This is a genomic window from Streptomyces sp. NPDC013455, from assembly GCF_040632975.1.
Taxonomy (GTDB): Bacteria; Actinomycetota; Actinomycetes; order Streptomycetales; family Streptomycetaceae; genus Streptomyces.
In genome coordinates this window covers 134,765-153,525 of record NZ_JBEYCX010000007.1, presented here as the reverse complement: position 1 = coordinate 153,525, position 18,761 = coordinate 134,765, and the positions used below count along the sequence as shown (strand labels likewise).

Genomic DNA, 18,761 nt, shown 5'->3' with positions numbered 1-18,761 from the left:
GGAGCTTCGTCGTGTCCGGCGCGGTTACGCGCGCGACCGGTGGGCCACGTACGCGAGCGTGCCCAGCAGCAGCCGCGCCGCCGGCGGCCGCGTCGCCGAGTCCAGCGCCGGGGGACGCAGCCAGCGCACCGGGCCCAGACCGCCCCGGTCGGAGGGCGGCGCGGTGATGTGGCTGCCGGGGCCGAGGCCGCGCAGGTCGAGGGCGGCCGGGTCGTCCCAGCCCATGCGGTAGAGCAGCCGGGGGAGGCCGGCGGCGGCGCCGGGGGCGACCAGGAAGTGGGCGCGGCCGTCGGGCGTCGCGGCCACCGGGCCGAGCGGCAGGCCCATCCGCTCCAGCCGGAGCAGGGCGCGCCGGCCGGCCGGCTCCGAGACCTCGATGACGTCGAACGCCTGGCCGACCGGCAGCATCACGGAGGCGCCCGGGAACTCGGACCAGGCCTTGGTCACCTCGTCCAGCGTGGCCCCGGCCGGCACCACCGGGGCGAAGTCCAGCGGATGCGCGCCCGGCGCCGGGCAGCCGGACCGCCCGCACGAACAGGCGCCGCCGGAGGCCCGCGCCCCCGGCACCACGTCCCAGCCCCACAGCCCGGTGAACTCGGCGACGGCGGTGCACTCCCCGGAACGGCCGCGCCGACGCGTGCCGGAACGGATCTCGCGGATGCCGCCGATCGTGAAGCCCATGCCCCCTCCAACGGGTCCAGTGCGCCGGTGGTTACGCCACGGAGCGAGACGGAAACGGAACGTAACGCTACGGCTCCGCTTTCCCGTCGCTCCGGCGGGGCAAAGCGGCGCCTTGGGGTGTGCGAGGTGGCTCACCGCGGCGCGCGCGCCCTTGAGTGCGTCACTCCGCCTCCTTCTGGCCGTCCCATGTCAAGTGAATCGCGCGTCACCCTCCGTGAGTTCATTCGAAGGGGTGGCGAATGGTGGCGTTTCCGGGATCCCCGTGGCTGGACGGGTGATCGTAGGATTACTGTGAGTGTGCGAGTCCCCGGGGCACATGCACTCGTGGGTATGCCGGAGGCAAGTCGTCAACTCGTTCGAAGGGTGAGAACCGGCGGACGGGAGGCCGTATTGACCGGCATTCTGATAGGGCTTGGCGCATCGGACGACAAGTGGTCTCAGGGATGGGGGCGTTCCAGTGGGCGGCAACGGCGGTAGCGGGACGAACGCTGACAAGCGCCCCAACGAGCTGCTCGGCTCGTGGTTCGTGCGCAGCGGCTGGTCCAAGGGCGAGCTGGCCCGCCAAGTGAACCGCCGGGCACGCCAGTTGGGTGCCAACCACATCTCCACCGACACCTCGCGGGTGCGCCGCTGGCTGGACGGGGAGAACCCGCGCGAGCCGATCCCGCGCATCCTCTCGGAGCTGTTCTCCGAGCGCTTCGGCTGTGTCGTCTCCATCGAGGACCTCGGCCTGCGCGCCGCCCGCCAGTCACCCGCCGCCTCCGGCGTCGACCTGCCATGGACCGGCCCGCAGACGATCGCCCTGCTCGGCGAGTTCTCACGCAGCGACCTGATGCTCGCCCGGCGCGGCTTCCTCGGCACCTCGCTCGCCCTTTCCGCCGGCCCCTCCCTCATCGAGCCCATGCAGCGCTGGCTCGTGCCCGCCCCGGGCTCCCCGGCCCCGCCCGAGCCCGCGTCCGCCCTGGACACGCGCCGTCCGGGCCGGCTCTCCCGGCCCGAGCTGGACCTGCTGGAGTCCACCACCCGCATGTTCCGCCAGTGGGACGCCCAGTGCGGCGGCGGCCTGCGCCGCAAGGCGGTCGTCGGCCAGCTGCACGAGGTGACCGACCTGCTCCAGGAACCCCAGCCCGAGGCCACCACCCGCACGTTGTTCCAGGTCGCCGCCGAACTGGCCGAACTGGCCGGCTGGATGTCGTACGACGTCGGCCTCCAGCCCACCGCGCAGAAGTACTTCGTGCTCGCGCTGCACGCGGCCAAGGAAGCCGGCGACAAGCCGCTCGGCTCCTACATCCTCTCCAGCATGAGCCGCCAGATGATCCATCTCGGCCGGCCCGAGGACGCCCTGGAGCTGATCCACCTCGCCCAGTACGGCAGCCGTGACTGCGCCAGCCCGCGCACCCAGTCGATGCTGTATGCGATGGAGGCGCGTGCCTACGCCAACATGGGCCAGCCCGGCAAGACCAAGCGCGCCGTCCGCATGGCCGAGGACACCTTCGCCGAGGTCGACGAGTGGGACGAGCCGGACCCCGACTGGATCCGCTTCTTCTCCGAGGCCGAGCTGTACGGCGAGAACTCCCACTCCTTCCGCGACCTCGCCTACGTCGCCGGCCGCAGCCCGACCTACGCCTCCCTCGCCGAGCCGCTGATGCGCAAGGCGGTGGAGAAGTTCGCCGAGGACTCCGAGCACCAGCGGTCGTACGCGCTCAACCTCATCGGCATGGCCACCGTCCACCTGCTCCAGCGCGAGCCGGAGGAGAGCACGGCCTATGCCGTACGCGCCATGGAGATCGCCAAGAAGGTCCGCTCCGAGCGTGTGAACACTCGTATCCGAAAGACGGTCGACACGGCCGTGCGCGACCACGGCGACGTCGCCGCCGTCGTCGCCCTCTCCGAGCAGCTCGCCGTCGACCTGCCGGAGGCCGCCGAGGCGGGCTGACCCGCACCGGCACCCAGGCCCCGGCCGCGGCCGGTCCTCCCGAACTGCCCGACTCGGCTCCCCCATGCCAGGTCATCGAGAGGCCGCCGCGGCCGGTTCTCCTTCTCCTCGGAAGGTTGCGCCACGATAACGATCGCGCGGCCGGACATCTCGCACTTCACCGACGCGTAACACACAGAGCGCCTTCGTCACCCCGGCGAAACAACGAGGGGCTTCCACCGAAACCGCGCTGCGCCAATCTCGTGGCGCATAACCGGCCCACCCCTCACCCCGACCGGACCGCTCAGGCACCGCCCGCACGGGGCCGCACCAACCGACGAGGAGACGCCGATGGCACCAGCCATCATGCTTGCGGCGGACGCACCCAAGCTGTCGTCCGCCAACACAGGCTTCATGCTCATTTGTTCCGCCCTGGTGATGCTCATGACCCCGGGCCTGGCCTTCTTCTACGGAGGCATGGTCCGGGTCAAGAGCACCTTGAACATGCTGATGATGAGCTTCATCAGCCTGGGGATCGTCACCATCCTCTGGGTGCTCTACGGCTTCTCCCTCGCCTTCGGCACGCACAACAGCCTCATCGGCTGGAACCCCGACTGGCTCGGCCTCAGCGACATCGGCCTGACGGAGCTCTGGGACGGCTACACCATCCCCGTCTTCGTCTTCATGGTCTTCCAGCTGATGTTCGCGATCATCACGCCGGCCCTGATAAGCGGCGCCCTCGCGGACCGCGTCAAGTTCTCCGCGTGGTCCCTGTTCATCGCGCTGTGGGCCACGATCGTCTACTTCCCGGTCGCCCACTGGGTCTGGGGCGCCGACGGCTGGGCCTACAAGCTCGGCGTGATCGACTTCGCGGGCGGTACGGCGGTCCACATCAACGCGGGTGCGGCGGCCCTCGGCGTCATCCTCGTCATCGGCAAGCGCGTCGGCTTCAAGAGGGACCCGATGCGCCCGCACAGCCTCCCGCTGGTCATGCTCGGCGCCGGGCTGCTGTGGTTCGGCTGGTTCGGCTTCAACGCGGGCTCCTGGCTCGGCAACGACGACGGCGTCGGCGCGCTGATGTTCGTCAACACCCAGGTGGCGACGGCCGCCGCCATGCTGGCCTGGCTCGCCTACGAGAAGATCCGGCACGGCGCGTCCACCACGCTCGGCGCCGCCTCCGGCGCGGTCGCCGGCCTGGTCGCCATCACCCCGTCCGGCGGCGCGGTCTCCCCGCTCGGCGCCATCGCCGTCGGCGCCATCGCCGGTGTCGCCTGCGCCGCGGCCGTCGGCCTGAAGTTCCGCTTCGGCTACGACGACTCCCTCGACGTCGTCGGCGTCCACATGGTCGGCGGCATCATCGGCTCCCTGCTGGTCGGCTTCTTCGCCACCGGCAAGGGCCAGTCCGCCGCCACGGGCGTCTTCTACGGCGACCACAGCTGGGACCAGCTCTGGAAGCAGTGCGCCGGGGTCTTCGCGGTCCTCGCCTACTCCCTGGTCGCCTCCGCCGTCCTCGCCCTCCTGCTCGACAAGACCCTCGGCATGCGGGTCACCGAGGACGAGGAGATCTCCGGCATCGACCAGGCCGAGCACGCCGAGACCGCATACGACTTCAGCGGCGCTGGCGGCGGTGTCGCCGGCACCCTCGCCGCCCCGTCCCTGGCCGCCGCCCAGACCCGGAAGGTGGACGCATGAAGCTCATCACCGCCGTCGTGAAGCCGCACCGGCTCGACGAGATCAAGGAAGCCCTGCAGGCCTTCGGCGTCCACGGCCTCACGGTCACCGAGGCCAGCGGCTACGGCCGGCAGCGCGGCCACACCGAGGTCTACCGCGGCGCCGAGTACACGGTCGACCTCGTCCCCAAGATCCGCATCGAGGTCCTCGCCGAGGACGACGACGCCGAGCAGCTGATCGAGGTCATCGTCAAGGCGGCCCGCACCGGCAAGATCGGTGACGGCAAGGTCTGGTCCCTGCCGGTCGAGACCGCCGTACGGGTCCGCACGGGCGAGCGCGGGCCTGACGCGCTCTGACGCAGCACAATCGAGTCGGGGGAAACGGAACAGGAGTCGCCGGGTGACGGGTACGGATGTGCGCAAAGAGACGGAAGACTCGGGACCCGGCGGCTACGCGGCGGCCCGGCTGCGCCTCCTCACCGAGGAGACGCGGTCCGGGCCGCCGCGCCGTACCGCCCTCGCCGAACTGACCGACGACTGGCTCGCCGGACTGTTCACCGCGGCGGCCGGCTCGGCGACCGGCGTCTCGCTCGTCGCCGTCGGCGGCTACGGCCGCGGGGAACTGTCCCCGCGCAGCGACCTCGACCTCGTCCTGCTGCACGACGGCTCCGACGCCGGCGCGGTCGCCGCCCTCGCCGACCGGCTCTGGTACCCCGTCTGGGACCTGGGCCTCGCCCTCGACCACTCCGTCCGCACCCCCGCCGAGGCCCACAAGACGGCCGGCGAGGACCTCAAGGTCCACCTCGGCCTGCTGGACGCCCGCCATCTCGCCGGCGACGCGAGCCTCACCGCCGGGCTGCGCGCCACCGCCCTCGCCGACTGGCGCAACAAGGCACCCCAACGCCTCCCCGAACTCCAGGAACTGTGCGCCGAGCGCGCCGCGCGCCAGGGCGAGCTGCGCTACCTGCTGGAACCCGACCTGAAGGAGGCCCGGGGCGGCCTGCGGGACGCCACCGCGCTGCGCGCCGTCGCCGCCTCCTGGCTCGCCGACGCCCCGCGCGAGGGCCTCGCCGACGCCCGCCGCCGGCTGCTCGACGTACGGGACGCCCTGCACCTGGCCACCGGCCGCGCCACCGACCGGCTCGCCCTCCAGGAGCAGGACCAGGTGGCCGCCGGGCTCGGACTGCTCGACGCCGACACCCTGCTGCGGCAGGTCTACGAAGCGGCGCGCGTGATCGCGTACGCCAGTGACGTCACCTGGCGCGAAGTGGGACGGGTCCTGCGCTCGCGCGCCGTCCGGCCGCGGCTGCGCAAACTGGCCCGCGAGCGCGGCGACTTCCTCCGGAGGGCGGTGGCGGGCGACGGGAAACCGGTCACGGAACGGTCGCCGCTCGCCGAGGGCGTGGTCGAGCAGGACGGCGAGGTGGTGCTCGCCCGCGCCGCACGCCCCGAACGCGACCCCGTGCTCCCGCTGCGTGCCGCGGCCGCCGCCGCCCAGGCCGGCCTGCCGCTCTCCCTGCACGCCGTACGCCGTATGGCCGCCACCGCGGGCCCCCTGGCCACGCCCTGGCCCGCCGAGGCCCGCGAACAACTGGTCACCCTGCTCGGCTCCGGCCGTCCCACGGTCGAGGTCTGGGAGGCGCTGGAGGCCGAGGGCCTGATCAGCCGCCTGCTCCCCGACTGGGAACGGGTCCGCTGCCGTCCCCAGCGCAACGCCGTCCACATCTGGACGGTCGACCGGCACCTGATCGAGACCGCCGTACGCGCCTCGGAACTCACCCGCCGCGTCAGCCGCCCCGACCTGCTCCTGGTCGCCGCCCTGCTGCACGACATCGGCAAGGGCTGGCCCGGCGACCACTCGGTGGCCGGCGAGATCATCGCCCGGGACGTCGCCGCGCGGATCGGCTTCGACCGGCCGGACGCGGCCGTGCTGTCGCTGCTGGTCCGCCACCACCTGCTGCTCATCGAGACGGCCACCCGCCGCGACCTGGACGACCCCGCCACGGTCCGCTCGGTCGCCGAGACCGTCGGCACCCAGAGCACCCTGGAGCTGCTGCACGCCCTCACCGAGGCCGACGCCCTCGCCACCGGCCCCGCCGCCTGGTCCGCCTGGCGCGGCTCCCTCGTCGCCGACCTCGTACGGCGCGTCTCGGCCGTCCTCGCCGGGGCCGCGCCCGACGAGCCCGAGCCGGCCGCGCCCACCGCCGAGCAGGAGCGCCTCGCCATCGAGGCCTTCCGCACCGGCGGCCCGGTGCTCGCCCTGCGCCCCCAGACCGAACCGGTCGCCGCCGAGGAGCCGTCCGGCGATCCCGAACCGCTCGGCGTCGAACTCCTCATCGCCGTCCCCGACCAGCCGGCCGTCCTGCCCGCCGTCGCCGGCGTCCTCGCCGTCCACCGCCTCACCGTCCGCACGGCCGAACTGCGCGCCCTGCCCCTGCCGGACGACGTGGACGGCGACGGCTCCGTCCTCCTGCTCAACTGGCGGGTCGCCGCCGAGTACGGCTCCCTGCCCCAGGCGACCCGGCTGCGCGCCGACCTCGTCCGCGCCCTGGACGGATCCCTGGACATCTCCGGCCGGCTCGCCGAACGGGACGCGGCCTACCCGCGCCGCCGCGGCTGGCTCGCCCCGCCGCCCCGCGTCACGGTCGCCCCGGCGGCCTCCCGCCACGCCACGGTGATCGAGGTCCGCGCCCAGGACGCGCCGGGCCTGCTGCACCGCATCGGCATGGCCCTGGAGAAGGCGGGCGTGCGGGTGCGCAGCATGCACGTGAGCACGCTGGGCTCCAACGCGGTGGACGCGTTCTACGTCACGACGGGGGCGGGCGCACCACTGCCCGGGCCGGACGCGGCGTCGCTGGCGGGGGTGCTGGAGGAGACGCTTCGCGGATGACCCTGCCCCGGTGTCCGCGACGCCGGGATACCCTGGAGGGCGATTCCCTGAAGACCGTCACCGACCCCGAGGACCGCGAGCGCCGTGTTCGACACTCTCTCCGATCGCCTGTCAGCGACTTTCAAGAACCTGCGCGGCAAGGGACGGCTCTCCGAGGCGGACATCGACGCCACGGCGCGCGAGATCCGCATCGCGCTCCTCGAAGCGGACGTGGCCCTCCCCGTCGTGCGCGCGTTCATCAAGAACGTCAAGGAGCGCGCGCTCGGGGCCGAGGTCTCCAAGGCGCTGAACCCCGCCCAGCAGGTTCTGAAGATCGTCAACGAGGAACTGATCACCATCCTCGGTGGCGAGACCCGGCGCCTCCGCTTCGCCAAGCAGCCCCCCACCGTGATCATGCTCGCCGGTCTCCAGGGTGCCGGTAAGACCACCCTCGCGGGCAAGCTCGGCCGGTGGCTGAAGGAGCAGGGCCACTCGCCGCTGCTGGTCGCCTGTGACCTCCAGCGCCCCAACGCCGTCAACCAGCTGAGCGTCGTCGCCGAGCGCGCCGGCGTCGCGGTGTACGCGCCGGAGCCGGGCAACGGCGTCGGCGACCCGGTGAAGGTCGCCAAGGACTCCATCGACTTCGCGAAGTCCAAGGTCCACGACATCGTGATCGTGGACACCGCCGGCCGCCTCGGTATCGACGCCGAGATGATGCAGCAGGCCGCGGACATCCGGGACGCGGTCTCGCCGGACGAGATCCTCTTCGTGGTCGACGCCATGATCGGTCAGGACGCCGTCAACACCGCCGAGGCGTTCCGCGACGGCGTCGGCTTCGACGGCGTGGTCCTCTCCAAGCTCGACGGTGACGCCCGCGGTGGTGCGGCCCTGTCGATCCGGCAGATCACCGGCAAGCCGATCATGTTCGCGTCGAACGGCGAGAAGCTGGACGACTTCGACGCGTTCCACCCGGACCGGATGGCCTCCCGCATCCTCGACATGGGTGACCTGCTCACCCTGATCGAGCAGGCGGAGAAGACCTTCAGCCAGGAAGAGGCCCAGAAGATGGCCTCCAAGCTGGCGTCCAAGAAGGGCCAGGACTTCACCCTGGACGACTTCCTGTCCCAGATGGAGCAGGTCAGGAAGATGGGCAGCATCAGCAAGCTGCTCGGCATGCTCCCCGGCATGGGCCAGATCAAGGACCAGATCGCCAACCTGGACGAGCGGGACGTCGACCGCACCGCCGCGATCATCAAGTCGATGACCCCGGGCGAGCGCCAGGACCCGACGATCATCAACGGCTCCCGCCGGGCCCGTATCGCCCGGGGTTCCGGTGTCGACGTCAGCGCGGTGAAGAACCTGGTCGAGCGGTTCTTCGAGGCCCGCAAGATGATGTCCCGCATGGCCCAGGGCGGCGGCATGCCGGGCATGCCGGGGATCCCGGGCATGGGCGGCGGCCCCGGCCGGCAGAAGAAGCAGCAGAAGAAGGCCAAGGGCAAGCAGCGCTCCGGCAACCCGATGAAGCGCAAGCAGCAGGAGCTGGAGGAGGCGCAGCGCCGCGAGGCCGCCGCGCAGGGCGGTGCGTTCGGCCTGCCGGGCCAGCAGGGCGGCCAGGACTTCGAGCTGCCGGACGAGTTCAAGAAGTTCATGGGCTGAGGCCCGTCCGTACGACGCCGGGGGCGCTCCCTTCCGCAGGGGGCGCCCTCTGCGTGTGCCAAGCCCCGCTCGGTGTCGTAACGTCCAGATATGAGCAATGCGGCGCCACCCCGCAAGGCCCCTGATCAGCCGTGGCGCGCCGAGGGCACACCGGACGAGCCGCCCCGGCGGCCCGCCGGCGGCTTCCGCGGCGGCAAGTGGTGGGGCCTGCTCGCCACCGCGGTGATCGTCTTCGTCCTGGCCTACCTCGGGCTGCACTACTTCGGCCGGGGCAACGAGCCGACGATCTCGTACACGCAGTTCAGCAAAGAGGTCGGAGAGGGCAACGTCGCCACGATCTACTCCAAGGGCGACGCGATCCAGGGCCAGCTGAAGAGCCCGCGCGCCGATCCCGACGGCGGCGGCGAGTACACCAAGTTCAAGACACAGCGGCCGGCCTTCGCCGACGACCGGCTGTGGCAGAACCTGAGCAGCCACGGCGTGACGGTGACCGCGCGGCCGGTCGTGCAGGAACGCAGCCTCGTGGCCAACGTGCTGATCTCCCTGATCCCGATCGCGGTCCTGGTCGTGGTGTGGATCCTGGTGCAGCGGCGGCTCGGCGGGATGCTGCCCGGAGCGGGCGGCCTGTTCGGCCGCCGGTCGCCGCCCAAACCGGTCGGGCTGCGGCCGGGTACCGAGCGCACGACCTTCGCCGACGTCGCCGGCATCGACGAGGTCAAGGGCGAGCTCGACGACATCGTCGACTTCCTGGAGCACCCCGACGTCTACCGCGAGATGGGCGCGAAGCTGCCCCGCGGGGTGCTGCTCGCCGGGCCGCCCGGCACCGGCAAGACCCTGCTCGCCCGGGCGGTCGCGGGCGAGGCCGGAGTGCCGTTCTTCTCGGCCTCGGCGTCCGAGTTCATCGAGATGATCGTGGGCGTCGGCGCCTCCCGCGTCCGCGAGCTGTTCGCCGAGGCACGCAAGGTCGCGCCGTCGATCATCTTCATCGACGAGATCGACACCATCGGACGCGCGCGCGGCGGCAGCGCCTCGATGAGCGGTCACGACGAGCGCGAGCAGACGCTGAACCAGATCCTCACGGAGATGGACGGCTTCTCCGGCTCCGAGGGCGTGATCGTCATCGCGGCGACCAACCGCGCGGACATCCTGGACCCGGCGCTGACCCGTCCCGGCCGCTTCGACCGGGTGGTCAACGTCGCCCCGCCGGACCGCGGTGGCCGTGAGTCGATCCTGCGGATCCACACCCGGGAGATCCCCCTGGCGCCCGATGTGGACCTGACCCAGCTGGCCCGGGTGACCCCGGGCATGACCGGCGCGGATCTGGCCAATCTCGCCAACGAGGCCGCTCTGCTGGCGGTGAAGCGCAAACAGCGGCAGGTGACCGGCGCCGACCTCTCCGAGGCGCTGGAGAAGGTGCAGCTGGGCGCCGAGCGCACCCTGGTCATGCCCGAGGAGGACCGCCGCCGCACCGCGTACCACGAGAGCGGTCACGCGCTGCTCGGCATGCTGCAGCCCGGCGCCGACCCCGTCCGCAAGATCACCATCGTGCCGCGCGGCCGGGCCCTGGGCGTGACGATGTCCACGCCCGAGGTGGAGCGCTACGCCCACTCCGAGGAGTATCTGCGCGGGCGCATCATCGGCGCCCTGGGCGGCATGGCGGCGGAGGACGTCGTCTACGGGGTCGTCACGACGGGCGCGGAGAACGACCTCGAACAGGTCACCAACATCGCGCGCGGCATGGTGGGCCGCTGGGGCATGAGCGAACGCGTCGGCCGGCTCTCCGCCCTGCCGAGCGACGCCCAGCAGGCGTACGGGCTGTCGGCGGCGCCGCAGACCCTGGACGTCATCGCCGACGAGATGCGGCGGATCGTGGACGCGTGCTACGAGGAGGCGTGCACCAAGCTCCGCGACCACCGCGGCCGGCTGGACGCGCTGGCGCAGGCGCTGCTGGACCAGGAGACGCTGGAGGAGGCCGACGCCTACCGCATCGCCGGCATCACCCGCGCCGCAGCGGACGGCGGCGCCGCGTAGGCCCGCTGCACGACCGGTGGGACGGGCTCCTAGGGCACGCGGGCGATGAGGTAGCGGAAGACGTTCGGCATCCACACGGTCCCGTCCGGGCGCCGGTGCGGGTGCAGGGCCTCCGTCAGCTCCTTGTCGACCTGCTTGGTGTCGGTCGCCGCGATCGCCGCGTCGAACAGGCCGGTCGACAGCAGTCCCCGTACCGCGCTGTCGAGGCCGGCGTAGCCGAACGGGCACGCGACCCGGCCCGAGCCGTCCGGTTTCAGCCCGGCCCGCTGGGCGACCTCCTCCAGGTCGTCGCGCCGGGCCGGGCGCCAGTTGGCGGCCCCGCGCAGCGGCTCGGCCAGCTTCGCCGCCACCCGCAGCACCGAGGAGGTGGCGCAGCGCTCCGGCGGACCCCAGCCGGCCAGCACCACGGCGGCCCCGCGCGCGGCCCGCGGCAGCGCGCCCGCGAGCAGCTCGCCGAGCCCCTCGGAGTCGCCCGCCAGGCTGCCGACCGGCTCGAAGACGGTCACCAGGGTGTACGGCGCCGGCTGCGCGCCGGCCGCGTCCGCGGGCGGGCCGTCCAGCAGCCGCACGGCCGGACGCGCGCGTGTGCCGGGTCCGCCGCTCGTGCCGCCGGGCGCGGGGTCCGGCAGCAGACGCTCGCGCGCGAGGGCGAGCCGTTCGGGCGAGGCGGAGTCGACACCGGTGATCGCGGCGCCCCGGGCGGCCGCCATCAGCAGGGCGAGCCCGGAACCGCAGCGCAGGCCCAGCAGCCGGGTGGCGGGGCCCACGTCGAGTCGGTCGTACACGGCTTCGTAGAGCGGGACGAGCATCCGCTCCTGGATCTCGGACCAGTCACGCGCGCGTGCGCTCAGGTCCACGCGGGGTGCGGAGTCCGCGTGAGACACGTGCTGCCGCACGAGCGTAGGTGTCATAGGTAAGCGCCCCAATCCGCCGACGGTTCGTCGCTGTGCCCGGTTGCGTGGCCCCCGTGCCGTGCACCCACGTATGCCACGTAACTCCCGGCTCGCGGTGCCGTCCAGGGGTCGTGGGCCCTGGCTTGGGGTCGGAAGGCCGGTGTGGCGAGATTTCACATCCCGGCAACCTGGGGAGCCGTACGGTGTCGGCTCCGGGGGGCGGGCCGGTGGCGCCGGGTGCGGCGACCGGGGGTAACGTCACCGGCGCCGGGAACGCTGACCGCAGTGGGACCGCTCGCCGAGAGCGGCCGAAACACCTCTTGCGTGGCGACCGGCCACCGTCGCACCAGGGCTCACGAACGGTGCGTAGCGCGGACTACGCACCAGCTTGGTAGGAGCTGTGCGGCTTCTCCGCAGATCAGCGCACCCGCCCTCGTCAGGCCGCATGAGTGCCAACTGACGGGTACGTGCAAATTATTTGGGATGACCCGGAATAGGAACACATTCGAGCTCCCGCTCGTTGTCATTACGTGAGCACGACACAGACACCACCTGTTCTCGCCGCAGAGCTGGCGCAGGCGTGGGCCGACATTCAGCGGTACCACCCCGAGCTGCCGGACCTCGCCGCGCCAGAGTCCCTGATCGGAGAGTCGTCGTCCGCGTGCGGGCACGAGCTCTCCTTCGAGCGACTGCTCCATGAGGCAGTCCACGGCATCGCCGCCGCCCGGGGCGTCCGCGACACCTCCCGGGCCGGCCGGTACCACAACCGTCGTTTCCTGGCCATCGCCGAGGAGCTGGGCCTGGACCACCCCGAGGAGCCGCACCCGAGCAGCGGTTTCTCCCTGGTCACGCTCAACACCGAGGCGAAGCGGCGCTACCGCCCGACCATCGAGCGGCTCCAGCGCGCGCTGAAGGCGCACACGGCGGCCACCTCGGCCGACACCTCCCGCACCTTCCGCGGTCCGGCCGCCCGGCACGGCTCCTCCGGCGGCGGCGTCCGCGTCAAGGCGGTGTGCGACTGCGGCCGCAACGTCCGGGTCGTCCCGTCGGTCCTGGCCCAGGCGCCCATCGTCTGCGGCGGCTGCGGCAAGCCGTTCAGGATCCCGGAGGTCGTGGGAGTGGCCTAGTCGCGGACCGCGGAAGTCCGGCATCTCGTGGGTGCCGGGACGCGGACGACGACAGCCGCACCGTGCCTCCGGCGGGGGCGGACGTGCCGCGGGGCGGCGGGGCACCGGCCCGTCCGGCGACCGTCCGGCCGTGGGCGGTCGTGCCGCGGGGCGGCACGGGCGGGCGTGGCCGGCGACCGCACGGCGCCGGGCGGCGCACCCGACGTGACCTCACCTCCACGCCGGGTGCCGCCGAGTCATGCCCAGCTGCGGGCGCCCGACCCCCTCGGCCGGAAGCGGTCCACGGGGTGTGGCACAATGGCTAGCTGTACTCGACAGCCGCACAGGACCCCTCTCTCCTCCGGCTGACGCGTCCATCGGGCACTCGGGTACCGCAACCCCACGCGGCGTCTCGCCGTGCCCAACCACGTCAAATCCAGGAGAACCCACTCCCGTGGCAGTCAAGATCAAGCTGAAGCGTCTGGGCAAGATCCGTTCGCCTCACTACCGCATCGTCGTCGCCGACTCCCGTACCCGCCGTGACGGCCGGGCCATCGAGGAGATCGGCAAGTACCACCCGACCTACAACCCGTCGGTCATCGAGGTGGACGCCGAGCGTGTGGCGTACTGGCTCGGTGTCGGCGCCCAGCCGACCGAGCCCGTTCTCGCCATCCTGAAGAAGACCGGCGACTGGCAGAAGTTCAAGGGCGAGCCGGCTCCCGCGCCGCTGCTCGTCGCCGAGCCGAAGCCGGCCCGTCCGTCGTTCGAGGCTCTCGGCGGTGACGACGAGGGCAAGGGTGAGGCGATCACCCAGAAGAAGAAGGCTGAGAAGAAGGACGAGGCCGCGGCTGAGTCCGAGTCGACCGAGGCCTGAGCAGCATGCTCGAAGAGGCGCTTGAGCACCTCGTGAAGGGCATCGTCGACAACCCTGACGATGTGCAGGTCGCCTCGCGCAACCTGCGCCGCGGACGCGTGCTGGAGGTCCGGGTGCACCCCGACGACCTCGGCAAGGTGATCGGCCGCAACGGCCGCACCGCGCGCGCCCTGCGTACCGTCGTGGGCGCCATCGGCGGCCGCGGTGTCCGCGTCGACCTCGTCGACGTGGACCACGTCCGCTGACGCTTCATCGCAACCGGCTCGGGCCGGGGAGGGCCACTGGGCCGTCCCCGGCCCGCAGTCGTATGACAGGAGATCAAGCACAGTGCAGCTCGTAGTCGCACGGATCGGACGCGCCCACGGCATCAAGGGCGAGGTCACCGTGGAGGTGCGTACCGACGAACCCGAGCTCAGGCTCGCGCCCGGCGCCGTACTCGCCACCGATCCCGCCGGCGTGGGACCGCTCACCATCGAGACGGGCCGCGTGCACAGCGGCCGCCTGCTCCTGCGCTTCCGGGGCGTCACCGACCGCAACGCCGCCGAGGCCCTGCGCAACACCCTCCTGATCGCCGAGGTCGATCCGGAGGAACTGCCCGAGGGCGAGGACGAGTACTACGACCACCAGCTCATCGACCTGGACGTGGTCACCGAGGACGGCACCGAGGTCGGCCGGATCACCGAGATCTCGCACCTGCCCACCCAGGACCTGTTCATCGTCGAGCGCCCGGACGGCACCGAGGTGCTGATCCCCTTCGTCGAGGAGATCGTCACCGAGATCGACCTGGCGGAGCAGAAGGCGGTCATCGCGCCCCCGCCGGGCCTGATCGACGACCGCGCGGAGATCGCGTCGGCCCGCGAAGACTCCGGGGACGAGAGCTGATGCGCCTCGACGTCGTCACGATCTTCCCCGAGTACCTGGAACCGCTGAACGTCTCGCTCGTCGGCAAGGCACGCGCGCGCGGGCAGCTGGACGTGCACGTGCACGACCTGCGCGGCTGGACGTACGACCGGCACAACACGGTGGACGACACGCCGTACGGCGGCGGCCCCGGCATGGTCATGAAGACCGACCCCTGGGGCGACGCCCTGGACACGGTCCTCGCCGACGGCTACGAGACCGGCGCCCGGAGCCCGGCGCTGATCGTGCCCACGCCCAGCGGCCGCCCCTTCACCCAGGAGCTGGCCGTCGAGCTGTCCGGACGCCCCTGGCTCATCTTCACCCCGGCCCGCTACGAGGGCATCGACCGGCGCGTCACCGACGAGTACGCCACCCGCATGCCCGTCTACGAGGTCTCCATCGGCGACTACGTGCTCGCCGGCGGCGAAGCGGCCGTACTCGTCGTCACGGAGGCCGTCGCCCGGCTGCTGCCCGGTGTGCTCGGCAACGCCGAGTCGCACCGCGACGACTCCTTCGCCCCCGGCGCGATGGCCAACCTCCTCGAAGGGCCCGTCTACACCAAGCCGCCCGTCTGGCGCGGCCGGGACATCCCCGAGGTGCTGCTCAGCGGCCACCACGGCAAGATCGCCCGCTGGCGCCGCGACGAGGCCCTGAAGCGTACGACGGCCAACCGGCCCGACCTGATCGAGCGCTGCGACCCCGGCGCCTTCGACAAGAAGGACCGCGAGATGCTCTCGATCCTGGGCTGGGAACCGGACCCGGACGGGAAGCCGTACGGCCGATTTTGGCGCCGGGCCGCGGGCGTGGAAGAATAGACCGCTGTTGTGCGCCCGTCCGGCGTGCGCCCCTGCCACAGGGGGACACGACGCCCGCACCGACCCGCACGGCAGTCCTCTTGAACCTCTAGTTCCCGTTGATGACCTGTGGCATCAGCGAAGAAAGCAGACGAAATGTCTCACCTGCTCGACTCCGTCGACTCCGCGTCGCTGCGCAGCGACATCCCGGCCTTCCGCCCGGGTGACACCGTCAACGTCCACGTCCGCGTCATCGAGGGCAACCGCTCCCGTGTGCAGCAGTTCAAGGGCGTTGTGATCCGCCGCCAGGGCTCCGGTGTCCGCGAGACCTTCACGGTCCGCAAGGTCTCGTTCTCCGTCGGCGTCGAGCGCACCTTCCCGGTGCACACCCCGATCGTCGAGAAGATCGAGCTGGTCACCCGGGGTGACGTGCGCCGCGCCAAGCTGTACTACCTCCGTGAGCTGCGCGGCAAGGCCGCGAAGATCAAGGAGAAGCGCGAGAACTGAGCGCTCTCCGGGATCCACACCGGAGCGGGATAGCATCCTGCTCCGATGGACACCGAAGCACAGCCGACGGAACGCGACCGCTCCTCCCACCCCGGTACTCCGGGGCAGGAGGGCCGGTCGCGTTTTGCGTTGGTGCCGCGGATCACCGAGTGGCTGCCGGGCGGCCGGATCACCCTCACCGTCTTCGTCTGCCTGGCGTTCCTGCTGCTCCTCAACGCGTTCGTGGTGCAGCCGTTCCAGATCCCGAGCGGATCCATGGAGCGGGGGTTGAGGATCGGGGACCGCGTTCTCGTAAACAAGTTGGCGTACCGTTTCGGTGCTCAGCCACGCCGCGGCGATGTGATTGTGTTCGACGGCACCGGGTATTTCGGGAACGCCGACTACATCAAGCGCGTGGTCGGGGTGGGGGGAGACCACGTGGTCTGCTGCGACCAGAAGGGGCGGATCGAGGTGAACGGCCGGCCGGTCGACGAGACCGCGTTCCTCTATCCCGGGGACACTGCCTCCAGCGTGCCCTTCGACGTCGTCGTACCGTCGGGCCGCCTGTTCGTGCTCGGCGACCACCGCAGCGACTCCAGCGACTCCCGCGACCACCTCGGCTCGCCCGGCGGCGGCATGATCCCCGTCGGTGACGTCGTCGGCCGGGCCGACTGGATCGTGTGGCCGTACCGCCACTCGACCCGCCTGACCCGGCCGCCCGCCTACGCGCGCGTGCCCGCCGCCCCGGCGGAGGGCGCCCATGGGTAACCGCGGCAAACCGCGCGGGGCGCCCGCCACGCCCGCCGAGGACCTGCTGCCTACCGGGGTCCGCCGCACCTCCGCGCCCGGCGGCGGCCGCACGCGCGCGGAGCGGCGCAAACTCCAGCGCAAGGTGAAGCGCAAGCGCAGGCGGTCGGCCGTCCGGGAGATCCCCCTGCTGGTCGGCGTCGCCGTCCTGATAGCGCTCGTCCTGAAGACCTTCCTGGTCCAGGCGTTCGTGATCCCGTCCGGGTCCATGGAACAGACGATCCGGATCGGCGACCGGGTGCTGGTCGACAAGCTCACCCCGTGGTTCGGCTCCAGGCCGGAGCGGGGGGACGTCGTCGTCTTCCACGACCCGGGCGGCTGGCTCAAGGACGAGCAGACGGCCAAGAAGAACGACCCGGTCGTCGTCAAGCAGCTCAAGGAAGGGCTCACCTTCATCGGACTGCTGCCGTCCGACAACGAGAAAGACCTGATCAAGCGGGTCATCGGGGTCGGCGGCGACCACGTCAAGTGCTGTGACGCCCAGGGCCGGGTGACCGTCAACGGCGTACCGCTCGCCGAAGCCGACTACCTCTATCCGGGGGACGTCCCGTCCACCATGCCCTTCGACATCACCGTCCCCGAGGGCCGGCTGTGGGTGATGGGCGACCACCGGGGCAACTCCGCCGACTCCCGCTTCCACCAGAACACGCCCTACGGCGGCACGGTCTCCGAGAAATCGGTGGTCGGCCGGGCCATGCTCATCGGCTGGCCGGTCGGCCACTGGACGCGCCTGGAAGAACCTAAAACCTTCGCAAGCGTCGGCGACTCGGCGCCGGGGACGGCCGCTGCTCCCCGGCCGTCGCATAGGGTTGCCTCCGAGGATCCGAACGGAACGACCCACCTCCCGACCCCTGCGGAACTCCCGCTCGTTATGGGAGTGGTGGGCCTGCGTCGTATGCGGGGCAGGCGGCGGCACAGAGTTAGGAGTTGGCGTGGGGGATGTGGCGGTTGGCGCACGGTCGGGACACGACGGCGAGGAGCACCGCGGGCACCCTGTGGAACCGGACGTTCCCGTACCGGACGGCGCCATGACCTCCGGGAATGACCGGGCCGCGGGCGACGAGGACACGCCTGAGGGCGAGCAGGGAGCGGTCGGTGACGGCCCGGACGCGGGCGCGGCGGCGCTCCGGCCGGGGAAGGCGCGCTCCTTCTGGAAGGAGCTGCCGATCCTGATCGGCATCGCGCTGGTCCTGGCGCTGCTGATCAAGACGTTCCTGGTGCAGGCGTTCTCGATCCCTTCCGACTCGATGCAGAACACCCTCCAGCAGGGCGACCGCGTCCTGGTCGACAAGCTCACCCCGTGGTTCGGCTCCGAGCCCGAGCGCGGCGAGGTCGTCGTCTTCCACGACCCCGACAACTGGCTGGCGGGCGAGCCGACGCCGAACCCGAACCCGGTGCAGAAGGTCCTCAGCTGGATCGGCCTGATGCCGTCCGCGGAGGAGAAGGACCTGATCAAGCGGGTGGTCGGGGTCGGTGGCGACACCATCGAGTGCAAGGGCAGCGGCCCGCTGAAGGTCAACGGCAAGGCGCTGAACGAGCCGTACGTCTACCCGGGCAACACGCCGTGCAGCGTGGACGACCAGGGCGGTCAGTTCAAGGTCAAGGTCCCCGAGGGCCACATCTGGGTGATGGGCGACCACCGCCAGAACTCCCGTGACTCCCGCTACAACCAGTCCGACAAGAACCACGGCATGGTCCCGGTCGACAAGGTCGTCGGCCGTGCGATCGTCAAGGCCTGGCCGATCAACCGCTGGGGCACCCTGCCGGTCCCGGACACCTTCGACCAGCCCGGCCTGGACCAGCAGCCCTCCGCCGCCGCGTCCCTGACCACGGCCCCGCAGGGCGCGGCCCTCGCCGTGCTCCTGCCGGTGGCGGTGTGGCGGCGCAGGCGCCCGCACCGGCTCGACACCGAGGCCGCGCGCAAGCCGTCCGGCGACCGCCGCTGACCTGAGGCTCGGGGGCGGCGCGGGGCGGTGCGGCGCGGTGCGGCGCGGCGGCTCGGCCCCGGCCCGGCTCCGGCCCGGCCGCCGTGGGTCCTGCCCGCAGCCGTCCGCGAGGAGGCCGTCGCGGGACGTGGAA

17 protein-coding genes are annotated in these 18,761 nt (G+C 72.0%); 15 read left to right on the top strand and 2 right to left on the bottom strand.

From position 1 onward, the window contains the following. Positions 1 to 24: 24 nt before the first annotated feature. Positions 25 to 681 carry a bifunctional DNA primase/polymerase gene (locus tag ABZ576_RS14230; protein ID WP_360739758.1) on the bottom strand — a complete coding sequence of 219 codons (657 nt, stop codon included), beginning with the start codon at positions 679 to 681 and terminating at the stop codon, positions 25 to 27. 457 nt (positions 682 to 1,138) lie between these two features. Here ABZ576_RS14230 and ABZ576_RS14225 point away from each other — a divergent pair, with 457 nt between their 5' ends. The 6 genes from ABZ576_RS14225 (at position 1,139) to ftsH (ending at position 10,822) form a co-directional block, all read left to right on the top strand. Further along, positions 1,139 to 2,617: a hypothetical protein gene (locus ABZ576_RS14225; RefSeq protein WP_360739757.1), complete on the top strand. Its 1,479-nt coding sequence runs from the start codon at positions 1,139 to 1,141 to the stop codon at positions 2,615 to 2,617. 330 nt (positions 2,618 to 2,947) lie between these two features. Next, the gene (locus tag ABZ576_RS14220) at positions 2,948 to 4,288 is read left to right on the top strand and encodes an ammonium transporter (RefSeq protein WP_360739756.1); all 1,341 of its coding nucleotides are present in this window, start codon (positions 2,948 to 2,950) and stop codon (positions 4,286 to 4,288) included. Further along, complete coding sequence (locus ABZ576_RS14215) at positions 4,285 to 4,623, top strand: P-II family nitrogen regulator (protein WP_030990174.1); 339 nt, start codon at positions 4,285 to 4,287, stop codon at positions 4,621 to 4,623. Before ABZ576_RS14220 ends, ABZ576_RS14215 begins: the two co-directional genes overlap by 4 nt. Before the next feature lie 43 nt (positions 4,624 to 4,666). Beyond that, positions 4,667 to 7,156 (top strand): [protein-PII] uridylyltransferase, encoded by a 2,490-nt coding sequence (locus ABZ576_RS14210; RefSeq protein WP_360739755.1) that lies wholly within the window; start codon positions 4,667 to 4,669, stop codon positions 7,154 to 7,156. Positions 7,157 to 7,240: 84 nt separating this feature from the next. Continuing rightward, a complete protein-coding gene (gene ffh, locus ABZ576_RS14205) occupies positions 7,241 to 8,791 on the top strand; it encodes a signal recognition particle protein (RefSeq protein ID WP_360739754.1) in 1,551 nt (516 codons plus the stop codon). A 90-nt stretch (positions 8,792 to 8,881) separates the two neighbouring features. Continuing rightward, complete coding sequence (ftsH, locus tag ABZ576_RS14200; protein WP_360739753.1) at positions 8,882 to 10,822, top strand: ATP-dependent zinc metalloprotease FtsH; 1,941 nt, start codon at positions 8,882 to 8,884, stop codon at positions 10,820 to 10,822. A 29-nt stretch (positions 10,823 to 10,851) separates the two neighbouring features. Here the strand turns inward: ftsH and ABZ576_RS14195 are convergent, their stop codons facing one another. Next, positions 10,852 to 11,733: an SAM-dependent methyltransferase gene (locus ABZ576_RS14195; RefSeq protein ID WP_360739752.1), complete on the bottom strand. Its 882-nt coding sequence runs from the start codon at positions 11,731 to 11,733 to the stop codon at positions 10,852 to 10,854. A gap of 512 nt (positions 11,734 to 12,245) precedes the next feature. Here ABZ576_RS14195 and ABZ576_RS14190 point away from each other — a divergent pair. The 9 genes from ABZ576_RS14190 (at position 12,246) to lepB (ABZ576_RS14150) (ending at position 18,628) form a co-directional block, all read left to right on the top strand. Beyond that, positions 12,246 to 12,842: a hypothetical protein gene (locus ABZ576_RS14190; protein ID WP_360739750.1), complete on the top strand. Its 597-nt coding sequence runs from the start codon at positions 12,246 to 12,248 to the stop codon at positions 12,840 to 12,842. 433 nt (positions 12,843 to 13,275) lie between these two features. Continuing rightward, the gene (gene rpsP, locus ABZ576_RS14185) at positions 13,276 to 13,695 is read left to right on the top strand and encodes a 30S ribosomal protein S16 (RefSeq protein WP_030785131.1); all 420 of its coding nucleotides are present in this window, start codon (positions 13,276 to 13,278) and stop codon (positions 13,693 to 13,695) included. A 5-nt stretch (positions 13,696 to 13,700) separates the two neighbouring features. Next, on the top strand, positions 13,701 to 13,940 hold the full coding sequence (locus ABZ576_RS14180; RefSeq protein ID WP_003973401.1) for an RNA-binding protein: 240 nt from the start codon (positions 13,701 to 13,703) through the stop codon (positions 13,938 to 13,940). Between the two features lie 82 nt (positions 13,941 to 14,022). Next, entirely contained in the window at positions 14,023 to 14,577 is a 555-nt protein-coding gene (gene rimM, locus ABZ576_RS14175; RefSeq protein ID WP_360739748.1) for a ribosome maturation factor RimM, read from the top strand. Then, positions 14,577 to 15,410, top strand: a complete 834-nt coding sequence (trmD, locus tag ABZ576_RS14170) for a tRNA (guanosine(37)-N1)-methyltransferase TrmD (RefSeq protein ID WP_360739747.1) — start codon at positions 14,577 to 14,579, stop codon at positions 15,408 to 15,410. Before rimM ends, trmD begins: the two co-directional genes overlap by 1 nt. Before the next feature lie 135 nt (positions 15,411 to 15,545). Then, complete coding sequence (gene rplS, locus ABZ576_RS14165; protein ID WP_043504413.1) at positions 15,546 to 15,896, top strand: 50S ribosomal protein L19; 351 nt, start codon at positions 15,546 to 15,548, stop codon at positions 15,894 to 15,896. A gap of 45 nt (positions 15,897 to 15,941) precedes the next feature. Then, positions 15,942 to 16,643, top strand: a complete 702-nt coding sequence (gene lepB, locus ABZ576_RS14160; protein ID WP_360739745.1) for a signal peptidase I — start codon at positions 15,942 to 15,944, stop codon at positions 16,641 to 16,643. Continuing rightward, positions 16,636 to 17,727, top strand: coding sequence for a signal peptidase I (gene lepB / locus ABZ576_RS14155; protein ID WP_360739743.1), 1,092 nt, complete (start codon positions 16,636 to 16,638; stop codon positions 17,725 to 17,727). Before lepB (ABZ576_RS14160) ends, lepB (ABZ576_RS14155) begins: the two co-directional genes overlap by 8 nt. Next, positions 17,615 to 18,628 carry a signal peptidase I gene (lepB, locus tag ABZ576_RS14150; RefSeq protein ID WP_360739741.1) on the top strand — a complete coding sequence of 338 codons (1,014 nt, stop codon included), beginning with the start codon at positions 17,615 to 17,617 and terminating at the stop codon, positions 18,626 to 18,628. The genes lepB (ABZ576_RS14155) and lepB (ABZ576_RS14150) overlap by 113 nt, the downstream gene beginning before the upstream one ends. Positions 18,629 to 18,761 lie beyond the last annotated feature (133 nt).

Bases quoted from the DNA above. Each gene is read 5' to 3' on its own strand.
- ABZ576_RS14230 (WP_360739758.1), bottom strand. From the start codon at position 681: ATGGGCTTCACGATCGGCGGCATCCGCGAGATCCGTTCCGGCACGCGT.
- ABZ576_RS14220 (WP_360739756.1), top strand. From the start codon at position 2,948: ATGGCACCAGCCATCATGCTTGCGGCGGACGCACCCAAGCTGTCGTCC.
- ABZ576_RS14215 (WP_030990174.1), top strand. From the start codon at position 4,285: ATGAAGCTCATCACCGCCGTCGTGAAGCCGCACCGGCTCGACGAGATC.
- ftsH (WP_360739753.1), top strand. From the start codon at position 8,882: ATGAGCAATGCGGCGCCACCCCGCAAGGCCCCTGATCAGCCGTGGCGC.
- ABZ576_RS14195 (WP_360739752.1), bottom strand. From the start codon at position 11,733: ATGACACCTACGCTCGTGCGGCAGCACGTGTCTCACGCGGACTCCGCA.
- ABZ576_RS14180 (WP_003973401.1), top strand. From the start codon at position 13,701: ATGCTCGAAGAGGCGCTTGAGCACCTCGTGAAGGGCATCGTCGACAAC.
- trmD (WP_360739747.1), top strand. From the start codon at position 14,577: ATGCGCCTCGACGTCGTCACGATCTTCCCCGAGTACCTGGAACCGCTG.
- rplS (WP_043504413.1), top strand. From the start codon at position 15,546: ATGTCTCACCTGCTCGACTCCGTCGACTCCGCGTCGCTGCGCAGCGAC.
- lepB (WP_360739745.1), top strand. From the start codon at position 15,942: ATGGACACCGAAGCACAGCCGACGGAACGCGACCGCTCCTCCCACCCC.
- lepB (WP_360739743.1), top strand. From the start codon at position 16,636: ATGGGTAACCGCGGCAAACCGCGCGGGGCGCCCGCCACGCCCGCCGAG.